The sequence below is a fragment of the Streptomyces sp. DSM 116793 genome (assembly GCF_057320905.1).
Genome location: NZ_CM170494.1, coordinates 6,055,181 through 6,067,233, shown reverse-complemented (window position 1 = coordinate 6,067,233; position 12,053 = coordinate 6,055,181). Strand labels below are relative to the sequence as shown.

General features: G+C 72.9%; 7 protein-coding genes and 1 pseudogene. 6 read left to right on the top strand and 2 right to left on the bottom strand.

Annotated features, from left to right (window positions below):
* Nucleotides 1-456: 456 nt before the first annotated feature.
* Both ACSMXW_RS23910 and ACSMXW_RS23905 read left to right on the top strand, forming a co-directional pair.
* Nucleotides 457-1,368, top strand: coding sequence for a hypothetical protein (locus ACSMXW_RS23910; protein WP_485799235.1), 912 nt, complete (start codon nt 457-459; stop codon nt 1,366-1,368).
* On the top strand, nt 1,365-2,123 hold the full coding sequence (locus ACSMXW_RS23905) for a hypothetical protein (protein WP_485799234.1): 759 nt from the start codon (nt 1,365-1,367) through the stop codon (nt 2,121-2,123). The genes ACSMXW_RS23910 and ACSMXW_RS23905 overlap by 4 nt, the downstream gene beginning before the upstream one ends.
* A 65-nt stretch (nt 2,124-2,188) precedes the next feature.
* On the opposite strand, the gene ltaE is transcribed toward ACSMXW_RS23905, so the two are convergent.
* Complete coding sequence (gene ltaE / locus ACSMXW_RS23900; protein ID WP_485799233.1) at nt 2,189-3,229, bottom strand: low-specificity L-threonine aldolase; 1,041 nt, start codon at nt 3,227-3,229, stop codon at nt 2,189-2,191.
* Nucleotides 3,230-3,668: 439 nt separating this feature from the next.
* On the opposite strand from ltaE, the gene ACSMXW_RS23895 reads away from it, so the two are divergent.
* Together ACSMXW_RS23895 and ACSMXW_RS23890 are read left to right on the top strand one after the other, a co-directional pair.
* Nucleotides 3,669-5,750, top strand: a complete 2,082-nt coding sequence (locus ACSMXW_RS23895; protein WP_485799232.1) for a cellulose binding domain-containing protein — start codon at nt 3,669-3,671, stop codon at nt 5,748-5,750.
* Between the two features lie 117 nt (nt 5,751-5,867).
* Nucleotides 5,868-6,059: pseudogene (locus ACSMXW_RS23890) on the top strand (cytochrome P450); the annotation flags it as partial.
* Between the two features lie 106 nt (nt 6,060-6,165).
* On the opposite strand, the gene ACSMXW_RS23885 reads toward ACSMXW_RS23890, so the two are convergent.
* Nucleotides 6,166-7,395: a cytochrome P450 family protein gene (locus ACSMXW_RS23885; protein ID WP_485799231.1), complete on the bottom strand. Its 1,230-nt coding sequence runs from the start codon at nt 7,393-7,395 to the stop codon at nt 6,166-6,168.
* A 316-nt stretch (nt 7,396-7,711) separates the two neighbouring features.
* Between ACSMXW_RS23885 and ACSMXW_RS23880 the strand changes: the two genes are divergently transcribed.
* Entirely contained in the window at nt 7,712-8,611 is a 900-nt protein-coding gene (locus ACSMXW_RS23880) for a bacteriocin fulvocin C-related protein (protein ID WP_485799230.1), read from the top strand.
* Nucleotides 8,612-9,082: 471 nt separating this feature from the next.
* Nucleotides 9,083-11,920, top strand: a complete 2,838-nt coding sequence (locus ACSMXW_RS23875) for an FUSC family protein (RefSeq protein WP_485799229.1) — start codon at nt 9,083-9,085, stop codon at nt 11,918-11,920.
* The last annotated feature ends 133 nt before the right edge of the window (nt 11,921-12,053 follow it).

Below are 12,053 nucleotides of genomic sequence, written 5' to 3'. Positions count from 1 at the left end.
GGCACCACTGATCGCGATAGTACACGTGGCCGCCCGGCCAAACAAGCGTTCAATGTGACCAGTACTGTGCCTGATGAGGGCCCCGCACCATGGCGCCGGTCGAGTTCACCGCACGGCACCGCCGCGTTGATCTTGACGCCATGCCGGGTCGGGCCGCGCTCCTGAAGCGGCACCGCCCGGGGACCGCCCATCGATGACGCGCGGGTCCGCTTATACCACGTACCTATCCCCGCTCGGGCCGGAAGCCGACAATCCGCTTCCTGGAGTTCAGCCCCTCCCGCTTGCCGTTCCGGGTCGACAATATGCGGACGGACAATGGCGCGGAATTCTCCTCCGTATTCCCTTCGTATGTGACCGCCCGAAGAAACGGGTACCCCCCGGGATATTCTCCGTCCCGGCGCCCCCTTCGCCCCGCCCGCCGTGCGGGTGGCCACCCCCTGTGTTGTACTGATTCGGGTGAAGCGCAAGCACACACCCGCGGCGTTCCGGCGCGCCGGGCGGTCCGGCGAGGCGGCTTCCGATGGTGCCCGGGCGCGGCAGGCCGAAGAGCAGCGCCGCAGGGTCCGGCTCATGATCGAGATCACGGCGCGGGCGGGCGCGTACCGGAAGGGGCTGGTGACGGCGGTCGGCCGCCTCAGCCCCGAGGAAGCGGCGATCCTCGCCGATCTGGAGCGGAACGGACTCCAGGTCCCGCAGTTGCACGATGTGCTGTGCGGCGGCCATGTGCTGGTGGACGACCCGCAGCTGTACGAGGACTGGCGGTTCGCCAAGGGCAGCCGGCCACGGGTGTCCAGCCACCACCGCGACATCGACAAGACGCGCTACCCCGACATCGGGATGCGCGGCCAGGTGGTACGGGAGAAGCTGCACGGGCGCACGGCGCAAGGTACCTGGGTGCAGTTGGAGAAGACCCCTGCCGCTTTCGGCACGCGCAAGCTGCCCGGCCTGAACGACGTCCGGCATCTCGTGGACTACGCGGTGTACCGGATCACCCGCAGCAACGTCGGCCCCTGGGGGCTGTCGCGGATGACGGAGCGGCGCCCGATGTACCTGTCGCCGGTCCTGGCCGTGCCCACGTCCCTGACGCCTCCGGTCGCACGGGCGCTGACCCGGGCACTGCGCCGGATCGAGGCGGAGGACGACGTCACCGCCGTGTCCCAGGACCTGGCGGCCCGGTTCCCGCCCCCGGACCGGCCGGAGCTCTCCGGCGAGCTGGGCCGGGCACTGTCCGGCAGGGCCGGGCGCGGGCTGTTCGGCAACTCCGACGTGTGGGTCACCGAGGCGCCGTCACGCAGCGCCGCCGCGGTTCTCCGGGAGGAGTCCGGGCCGCCCACGGCGGACGGGTGGCCGGAAGGAGGAGCGGCATGAACGACGCCCGGAGCAACCAGCCTCGTCCGGCGCCGCAGGAATCGGGCGACATGTCCGTCCCCGAGGGGCTGGTCTCGGCCGTGCTGCACCTGGTCGACACCGGACCGGTGATGCTCGGCGCCTACACGACCGCGGAGCTCACCGCCGTCGACGCGATCGTGGACTTCCTGGAGGCCCGGCCGTCGGACGAGGTGCTCGCCGAGGCCGTCCGCTCGCTGGCCGCACGCCAGATGCTGCTGGCGGGATCCTCGGCCGAGCAGGTCCAGGTGCGGGGGGACCTGGGCATCGCCGTGGCGTTCCAGCGCAGGGCCCGCAAGGTCCTGGACGCCCGCACGACCGGCACCGCTCCGGGAGAGCCGTGGCGGATCCTGCTGCTCCCGCAGCCGGAGCCGATCTGCATGATGGTCCGCATCGACGCGCTCGGCGTCCACCAGATCGGCCTGTACAAGTTCGACGAAGCCATCCGTATGCTCACCGAATGGCTGCCCCGGGGGCGGTCGGCCGACTCCGGTCCGGCGCCGGACGCCGATGCCGTGCTCGCCGCGGCGGAGCGTTCCGCACTGGTCACCGTCACCCACTACACCGCGCGGGGATCGGCTGAGATCGCCGACACCAGCACCGACCTGGTCCTCGCCCGCGCCGACGGACGCCTGCACGTCCTCTCCCGTGACCCCGGCGACCGGGAGAGGCTGGTGCCGAGCCGGGCGGAGGACGAGGACGACGTCCGCGAGGAGCTGGTCGACCTGCTGACGTAGCCACCGGCGCCACGCTGCGGGTCAACCGCCCGGGGCTCGCCGCGCGGGTCACCCCTCGCGTGCCCTCATACGATGCTTTCGGCCAGGGCCTCCCGCACCACCGTCGCCGCGCGCTCCGCGTCCTTCTGCGAGACGTCGAGGTGGAACACGAACCGGAACGCCGGGCGCCCGCCCGTGCACAGCACGCCCCGGGACGCCAACCGCTCCACCAGGTCCTGCGGCGTGACGCCCGGGACCGCCCGGGCGAACACCATGTTGGTGCGTGCCGCGCCGACCTCCAGCCCCGGCACGCCCGCGAGGGCCTCGGCGAACAGTGCGGCGTTCGCGTGGTCCTCGGCCAGCCGCTCGACATGGTGATCCAGCGCGTACGAGGCGGCCGCCGCCAGTACTCCCGCCTGCCGCATGCCGCCGCCCAGCGCCTTGCGCCACCGCCGGGCCTCGCCGATGAACTCCCGCGAGCCGAGCAGCACCGAGCCCACCGGCGCCCCCAGGCCCTTGCTGAAGCACACCGAGACACTGTCGAAACGCTCCGCGATCTTCCGCGCACCCTGGTAGGGGTCACCGCCGCCGGCCACAGCGGCGTTGAACAGCCTCGCCCCGTCCAGGTGCGTCGCCAGTCCGTGCTTGCGGGCCACGTCCGTGGCCGCCTGAAGCCGCTCGGGAGCGATCACCATGCCGCTGAACGTGTTCTCCAGACAGAGCAGCCGGGTCCGTGCGAAGTGCGGATCGTCCGGCTTGACCGCGTCCTCGATGTCCGTCAGGTCGAGGATCCCGTCGCCCCGGTTCGGCAGCGGCTGCGGCTGGATCCCTCCGAGCACGGCCGCCCCGCCGGCCTCGTGGGTGTAGAGGTGCGCGTCCCACATCGCGAGGTACTCGTCACCCCGCCCGCAGTGGCTGAGCAGTGCGCACAGATTGCTCTGGGTGCCCGATGCGACGAACAGCGCGGCGGGAAAGCCGAGCAGCTCCGCCACCCGCTCCTGGAACGCGTTCACCGCGGGATCGTCGCCGAACACGTCGTCCCCCACCTCGGCGCGCGCCATGGCGGTGCGCATGGGATCGGTGGGGCGGGTGACGGTGTCGCTACGCAGGTCTATGACGTTGTCCATGCCTCCTTCCTACCTGGTCACCGTCCTCGGAGCGCCGACAGGGCGGCCGGACGACCACGTTCCGGCCAATACGGCGCGCGTCGGGACTCGTCGCCCCTCATGGCCGGCTGCCGTGCCACGTCGTGGATGTCCGCCGCCGGTCATCCACGTCGTGGATGACCGCCCGCCGGCCCGAGCGGATCGCCGGCCCCATGGGGCTCGTCCCCTTCGGCGCCACGGGAAGGTTCCGGGCCACACCGTGGGGGTGCGGCTGCCCATGGGTGCCGGATCGCGCCCGCGCCGGGCGGGGGCAAGGTCCGCGGACAAGGCCCCGTGCCGCCGCCCGGGTCCGGCCTTGCGGTGAACGGGACATGTTGACAAGGCTCCGCCCTCACCGGACAGTGTGGGAGCGCTCCCATATCTTTCTCGCGGTTCCACCCGTCTCAAGGAAGGTGAGCCCATGCGACTTCTGTTCTCAGGACGACGGAGACCCCCGCGTCCGCGCCTGGTCGCCGCGCTCTCGGCCGCCGCACTGCTGACCGCACTACTGACCACAGGCGGAGCCGTCCGGGCCCAGGCGGCTGCCGCGGCGGACGTCGACGTCACCGTCAACGCCAACGAGGGCCTGGGCACCATCCCCGACTCCGCGTACGGCCTCAACAGCGCCGTGTGGGACGCGGAGATGAACTCCGCGCAGACGCAGGACCTGCTCAAGGCCGCCGACATCGGAATGCTGCGCTACCCCGGCGGCTCCTACGGGGACATCTACCACTGGGAGACCCATACCGCGCCCGGCGGCTACGTGGCGCCCGGCACCGACTTCGACGCGTTCATGGGCACGGTACAGAAGATCGGCGCCCAGCCCATCCTGATCGCCGACTACGGCTCCGGCACCCCGCAGGAGGCCGCCGACTGGGTCAGGTACGCCAACGTCACCAAGGGCTACCACGCCAGGTACTGGGAGGTCGGCAACGAGCTGTACGGCAACGGCTACTACGGCAACGGCTGGGAGGCCGATCAGCACGCCGACAAGTCCCCGGCCGCGTACGCGCACAACGTGCTCGACTACATAGCGGCGATGAAGGCCGTGGACCCCACCATCAAGGTCGGCGCGGTCCTGACCACGCCCGGCAACTGGCCCGACGGTGTGCTCGGCAGCGGGGACAGCGCCGACTGGAACCACACGGTGATCCCGCTCATCGCCGGCAAGGCCGACTTCGTGATCGCGCACTGGTACCCGAGCAGTTCCAGCGCGGAGCAGTTGCTCGGCACCCCCTCCTCCCAGCTCGCCGGTGAGCTCCGGCAGTTGCGCGACCAGCTCGACGCCGCCGGTGCGGGCGACACGCCGATCGCGCTCACCGAGACCAACGGCTCCCTCTTCATGGACACCCAGGCCAACGCGCTCTTCGCCGCGGACACCTACGCCACCGCGCTGAGCAACGGTGTCTTCACCGTCGACTGGTGGAACACCCACAACGGCGCCACCGCCATCAGCACCGCCCCCGACGGCACCACCGACTACGGCGACATGGGCCTGCTCTCCAGCGCCGGCTGCGTCGGCCAGGTGTGCGAGCCGGCGCTGAACACGCCGTTCCCGCCCTACTACGCGATCAAGATGCTGAGCCGGCTCGGCCGCCCCGGCGACCAGCTCGTCGGCGCCGGTTCGAGCAGCAGCGAGGTGGCCGCGCACGCCGTGCACCGGGCGAACGGGGACCTGAGCGTCATGCTGATCAACAAGGATCCGTCGGCGGCGCGGACGGTCGCCCTGCACTACACCGGGTTCAGCCCGGACGGGACGCCGGCCACGGTCGCCGCCTACCGCGACAAGGCCACCTCCATCGAGACCACCACGGGCGACGCCACCACCCAGACGCTGCCGCCGTACTCCCTCACCACCGTCACCCTGCACCCGCGGGCAGGCACCGCCTCCGCCCTGAGCGCACCCGGCGCCCCCGAGGTCACCGCGGCCGACGACACCACGGCCACCGTGTCCTGGCCGCCCTCCACCGGCGGCACGCCCAGCCGCTACGAGGTCTACCGGCAGGTGGGCACCACCAGCGAGTTGCTCGCCACCTCCACCGGTACCTCGGCGACCGTGCACAACCTGACTCCCGGCACCACCTACACCTGGAACGTGCTGGCCCGTGACTCCGCCGGACGACTCTCGCGTCCCTCCGCGCCGGTGACCGTGCGCACCGGCACGCCCACCGACTCCACCTGCCGGGTGTCGTACCGGGTCACCTCGGGATGGGGCAACGGCTTCAACGCCGAGGTGAGCGTCACCAACACCGGCCCCAACCCGATCACGGGGTGGTCGCTCTCCTTCTCGTTCCCCAGCACCAGTGAGTCGATCACCGGCTTCTGGAACGCCACCATCAGCAAGCAGGGGCAGACCATGGTGGCCACGCCCGTGGACTGGAACGGTGAACTGGCCGCCGACGGCGGTAATTCGGTGTCCTTCGGCTTCACCGCAGCGAACACCGGGGCCAACCCGCCACCGACGGTGTTCCGGCTCAACGGAACCGTCTGCACGACGACCTGACCCACCCCACGACGGCAGCAGACGCCGGGCCTCGGCCCGCCCTGGACGGGCACTCCCGTACGGGGCGGGCCGTCCGGCCCGCCGGCGGACCGGGTCGACCCGGGAGTCGGCTCCCGGTCGGCGGCTTCCGAGTTCGCCCGCTACGACGGCCCGGCGCCGCTGGCCATCCGCCGCTTCCCCACGGAAGACGTCACCATCGGCGGGACCACGATCCCCGCAGGCGAGACGGTGCTGCTGACGCTGGCCGCCGCCAACCGTGATCCGAGCCGGTTCGCCGACCCCGCTCGGCTGGACGTCGGCCGGGACGCCTAGCGGTTCCCGGCTCTCCCCCGGGCCGCCCCCTGACCGGGGCACGCCTCTCGGGAGTGGTTCTGGGTGGCCCCGCGACGGGGGCCACCCCGGCGACCCGGCCGTGCTAGTCGACGGCGCGCAGCCGCACGGGCAGTTCCTGGTGACCGTTGCTGATGAGGGTGGGTACCGGCCGCAAGGTGTCGGCCGGTGCCGCGAGGGACATGGTGGGGAAGCGCTCGAAGAGCTGCCGCAGGGCCTCTGCGACTTCGAGGCGGGCCAGGGGTGCGCCGAGACAGAAGTGCATGCCGTGGCCGAACGCCAGGTGGTCCTTGACCTTGCGGGCGATGTCGAAGGTGTCGGCGTCCGGGCCGTGCCAGTCCGGGTGACGGTTGGCGGCGGCGTACGCGGCGAGGATGGGGTCCCCCGCGGGGATGGTCCGTCCGTCGGGCAGCCGGACGTCGGTGACGGCGAAGCGCAGCGGCAGGTACTTGATGGCCGGCTCGTGGCGCAGGGTCTCCTCCACCACGTCCTCCCAGCCGGCCTGACCGGTGCGGATGAGGTGCAGCTGGTCGGGGGACATCAGCATCGCGACGACGGCCTGGTCGATGACGTTGACGGTCGTCTCGTACCCGGCGTTGATCATCAGGAGCAGCGTGTCGCGCAGCTCCTCGTCGGTGAAACCGGTGCCGTCCGTCTCCTCGTCGCGGGCCGCGATGAGGAGGGAGGTCATGTCGTCGCCCGGGGTGTCGCGCTTGGTGGCGATCAACTGGTCGGCGCTCTCGTAGAGACGTGCGGTGTTGGCCTGGGCCTGCTCGGGCGTGAGCGTGCTGTCGAAGACGCCGTCGACGAGCTGCCGGAAATCGTCCCGCTGATCCTCCGGCACACCCATCAGGTGGCCGATCACGGCGATGGGCAGCGGGTAGGCCAGTCGCCGGCGCAGGTCCACCACCTGACCGGCGGGCACCGCGGCGAGACCGTCCATCAGCTCGGCGACCATGGCCTCGATGGTCGGCTTCAGCTTGGCGATGCGGCGTGCGCTGAAAGCGGGGGCGACCATCCGCCGTAACCTGCGGTGGTCGGCGCCGTAGGCGGTGAACATGCTCTGCACCTCGATCCACAGGGCGAGCGACCAGGTGCTGACCGTCTGTTGGAAGGCCGGGTAGTGCGCGCGGCCGTCCTTGGACACCTCAGGGCTGGTGAGCAGCGCCTTGAGGAGGGCCGGGTCGCTGACCGCCCAGGCCCTCAGGCCGAGGATGTCCACGAGGGTGGCCGGACCACGGGCCCGCAGGGCCTGGTGTTCCGCGTGCCGGTCGGCACCGGTGGGATCGATGACGAACGGGAGGGGCTGGGACATGTCTTCTCCTTCGGGCCGCGGCAGCGAAGCGGAGGGAAACGGAGGGAAACGGCGTCGCGGAACGCCGTCCGGTGCGGGGGCGCCACGTCGGGCGGGGTGCTGAGGTGTTTGTTGATGGGGATGTGCCCGCTGATGCGGATGTAGGCGTTGTTGCCTTTCCAGGCGTTGTATGACGTGTTGCGGATCCACCCGACTGACCGGGGTGGGCGGTTGTCCGTGACAGAAGTCGCGTGTGACGTGCCTCTCAGCGGTGCCGGCGGAGCAGGACGCCCTGCCGGACGGTGTGGCATGCCGAGGACACGGCGGAATCCCCTTCATGCGGCAGACAGCGCCCCACAACCGGTTCGCCGCTTGGCGCAGCACGGCGCTCGGCGACGACGCTCCGTTCGTCCCGACACTCATCAAGGTGGCCGCGTGCGAGGGCGGCGAAGCGGTCCGGGCCTGGACCGGCCCCGTCATGGCGGTGCGGCTCGCCCTGCGGCTGGGGCCGCGGGCCACGGCCCGCGTGCTGACCGCGCTCGGCGAACCGCGCAGGAACGGCACCAGCGCGGGGCACGCTCCGGAGCCCCGGGAAGGGGAGTCCGCCGGTCGTGGCCGGGCCATCGGGCGGGGCCAGTTCCTGCGGCTGACCGGCGGTCTGGCAGTGGCCGCGGGACTCATCGGGGCCAGGCCCGCCTCCGCCGCCGATGCCCGCCCGCTCACCGAGGCGGAGCGGTGGGTGCGGGCACACAAGGGGGCTCTCCCGCGCCGCTACGCGGACTTCGCCGGCCATGACATGGCGCACCGCAGGGCCATCTTCAACGAGCTCGCCCCCGCCGACCGCAGCAGCCTGTGGGTGGAGCACCTGGAGAGCTACCGCGCGGCGCACCCCGGCCTGACGGCCGCGCAGCGTCAGGTCGTGGACGACGCGCTGAAGCTGGTCCGCCAGAAGTCGACGTTCGCCGCGCCGAACAGCGTCCGTCAGGAGCAGGAGGCCCTGCGCACCGCAGCCATCGACGCCTTCGGCAAGGACGAGGCGCGGGCCCTGCTGGCCACGCTCGGCCCGGCGCCCCGTAACGCGGACGAGGCCGCGGCCGGCTGCGGGTGCAACTGCTACAGCGACTGGTGCGGCGGCAGCTGCGTCTGCTGCGGAGACTGCAACAACTGCTGGTGCGCGTGCAGCAGCAGCGGATGCGGTACCACGTGGACCTACGCGTGCGACGGCACGTGCAGCTAGGTGTGCTGTCCGGCCGGGTGCGCCGGGAACGGTGGTCGTGGCGGTCGGACGTGCGGTGAGATCCGGTCCGGCCGCGGCGGCCACCACCAACCCGGCCGAGCGCGGTGCTCCGGCGCCACAGGCGTGGGCCCACGCCTGCCGGTGCCGTAGGCGCGGCCCACGCCTGCCGGTGCCGTAGGCGCGGCCCACGCCTGCCGGTGCGGCCGGCCCGGCGACTACGGCGTGACGTCCTCGGGCGTCCGGCCCGGCCGGGCGGCGTGACGACCGCCCGGGAGGGGAGGCGTCGCAGGCCGCGCACCCGCACGGGAGAGCGCCGGAGATATAGTTTCCATATGCATGTAGTTTCCGGCAGCGGACGGCCGCCATCCCGCTGAACGCACCGCACCCCACTGCCGGCGCATGCGAGCGCGCCCTGTGCGCCGCGCGGCGGGCCGTCGCCGCGCTCGCCCGAGCCATGGCACCGGAGGCCACTTGACCAGCCCAGGAACCGCCCGGCAGGAAGCCGACCGCATCGCGGGCACGAGGCCCCCCGGAGCCGTGCCCATCGACGTGGCGTCCCGACGGGTGGCCGGTCCGTACAGATGGTGGGACCGGGTGCTGGTCGCCGACCCCGGACTCGGGCAGGTGCAGGCGGGCTGGCGGACGCTGGTGGCCATGGTCACCTCCCTCGCGGTCGGCTACGGCCTGGCCCGAGGCCTCGCCGTCCCGCCGATGATCGGCATGCTGGTCGCCGGGATGATGGGGCTGATGAGCGCCTTCGCGGTGTCCGGCAACAGCTGGACGCAGCTCGCCAGGGCCATCCTGTGGATGCCGTTCCCCTACACGGCGGTGCTCTGGCTGGCCGCGACCCTGCACGACGACCGCGCACTGGAGATCGGCCTCAACGCCACCGCGCTCGCCGTGACCTTCCTGCTGGCCCGGTTCGGTCAGGTGGCGCTGCTCACCGGCATGATGCTGTTCAACGGCCTGTTGGTGGGCACCATGGCGGGCATCCCCGCCGCCCTGGTGGGCAAGGCGTTCGTGGTCGCCCTGGTGTCCGCCGCGGCAGTGCTGGCCACCCGGCTGCTGCTGTGCTACCCGAGGCCGCGGGAGGACCTGCTCCGTACGCAGCGGGCCTTCGTCGTGGAAGCCCGCCGCCTGGCGGACGCCACCGTCGACGCCCTCGACCCCGAAGCCGACCTGAGGCGGGCGGAGCGCCGTATGCACCGCTCACTGCGCCGCCTGAACATCGTGACCGTCACGATCGACGGACGCCTCGCCCAGCCCGAGGCCGCCACCGACCCCGTCGTGGCGGAGTTGCTGCACCGCCACCTGTTCGACGTGGAGCTGGCCCTGCGCGGCATCGGCCAGACGGTCCTGGCACTGGCCGCACAGTCGCCGCCCGAAGAGCTGCGCCGGTCGCTGGCGGTGGGCCTGCTGCTGGCGCGCGACACCTCGCCGGCGCAGGCAGTTGGGGTGCGGCCCGCCGTGGAGATGATCCGCGAGCAGGCCGACACGCTCCTGCGGAACCCGGGGACCGGCCCCGGCGACGCCGAGTCCGCCACCCTCGCCCGCCGGGTCGCCGAGCTCCTCGACTCCCTGGCCGACTCCCTGGTCGGCTGGCTGACTCTGGGCCGGCGGACACCGGCCACCCCCACCGCGGTGCCCTTCCACCCCGTCGTGGCACTGGAGAACAACCGGATCCCCGGCTCGGCCGGGCCGGCGCGGCGCGTGCTCACCGCCCGCTCGCACAGCGGATGGCAGCGGGTCGTGCCCTTCATACGTGCCCCACTGCACGCGGGGGTGGCCGCCGCGATCGTCTGCCCGATCGCCGACGCGATCGACCCGCAGCGCTTCTACTGGGGCCTGATCGGCGTGATGATCACGCTGTTCGGCACCAACACCACGCACGAGCGGCTGCGCAAGTTCGGCCACCGCATGGTCGGCACCGTCGCCGGCGCGGTGATCGGGGTGCTCCTGCTGCACTGGACCGGCCACCACCACGTCTACTGGACGCTCACCGTCATCGTCCTCGGGCTCTCCCTCGGCTCCTGGGGCATGCAGCGGGCCTACGCCCTGTGGACCACCGGCCTGGTCGTCGCGCTGGTGCAGCTCTACGGGCTGACCACGCCGGACAGCCGGATGGGTCACCTGCTCGGCGAACGCCTCGTGGACAACGGCATCGGCATTCTGGTGGCGTCGGCGTGCGCCGCGCTGATCTTCCCCCTGTCCACCCGGGCGATCGTCCGTGCGGCCGAACACGGGTATGTCCAGGCGGTCCAGAACCTCCTCACACAGGTCTCGGCTCGCTGGGAGGAGCCGGACAGCCCGGTGCGGCTGCGGGGTGCGGCACGAGCCGTCGACGTCGCGCTGTTCCAGGTCGCGGAGGTGTCCCGGCCGTTGGTGCGCATGCCGCTCGGGGTGCGCGGACGCCGGCCGCAGCACCGTACGGCGCTGCTGACCACGGCCGCGGGACACGCCCGGGCGCTGGCGGCCGCCGCGGACGTCGACATCGACCTCTCTCCGCGGCTCTCCGGGCGCCTCCGGTTCCTCACCCGCACCTTCACCGACTCGCTGCGAGCGCTCGACCACCACCTCGCCAACGGCACCGCCCAGGGCGTCTGGCGCCGCGTCAGCCCGCTCGTTCCAGAGCTGCAAGCGGAGGTGCGGCCGGCCGCGCCCGGTCCGCGCGCCCAGCGGCTGCACACCGCCCTGCACGAGCTGGAGGCGCTCGACGCGACACTCGCCGCCTTCGCCGAGCAGTGCGGCCTGCCCCTGGCGTCCGGCACCGGCTGGGAACCCGGGCAGCCCGGCCTGGTGCGGCAACGCGCGTCCGCCGCGCCGGCAGGCGGGGGCGGGCCACGCCCCGCGCGGCCCCCGGCCGCCCAGGCCGCCCAGGCCGCCAGCGCCGTGGCGCCCGCCCGGACCGCCGGCACGGCCCGGGCGGGCGGCACGGCCCGGGCGGGCGGCACGGCCCGGGCGGGCGGCACGGCCCGGGCGGGCGGCACGGCCCGGGCGGGCGGCACGGCCCGGGCGGGCGGCACGGCCCGGGCGGGCGGCACGGCCCGGGCGGGTGGCACGGCCACGGTGACCGTCGGCGGCTCGGTGTGCTGCGCCGCCCACCCCGCCGGCTGCGCCGCCCGGATCACGGTCATCAACGCACGCGGCCAGCGCGTCGCCCAGACGTACACCGATTCGGGCCGCTACGAGCTCGATCTGCGACCGGGCTCCCACACCCTGGTCGTGTCGGCCCCCGGCCACGCCCCGCGCGCGGAGTCCGTCACGGCTTGGGCACCAGGGGCCGACCTGCGGCTGGACATCCGTCTGTAGGCGGCGCGCTCGGTGATACGGCAGCAGCCCGGCAGACCCGGCGTCGCACGTGCACGTCCACAGAGCCAGCCCCGCCCGACGATCCCGCGACCGGTGCCGGACTCGCCTGCGATCATGCCCGACCACGGATCGA

Coding starts and splice junctions, on each gene's coding strand:
- ACSMXW_RS23905 (WP_485799234.1), top strand. CDS start 1,365: ATGAACGACGCCCGGAGCAACCAGCCTCGTCCGGCGCCGCAGGAATCG.
- ltaE (WP_485799233.1), bottom strand. CDS start 3,229: ATGGACAACGTCATAGACCTGCGTAGCGACACCGTCACCCGCCCCACC.
- ACSMXW_RS23895 (WP_485799232.1), top strand. CDS start 3,669: ATGCGACTTCTGTTCTCAGGACGACGGAGACCCCCGCGTCCGCGCCTG.
- ACSMXW_RS23885 (WP_485799231.1), bottom strand. CDS start 7,395: ATGTCCCAGCCCCTCCCGTTCGTCATCGATCCCACCGGTGCCGACCGG.
- ACSMXW_RS23880 (WP_485799230.1), top strand. CDS start 7,712: ATGCGGCAGACAGCGCCCCACAACCGGTTCGCCGCTTGGCGCAGCACG.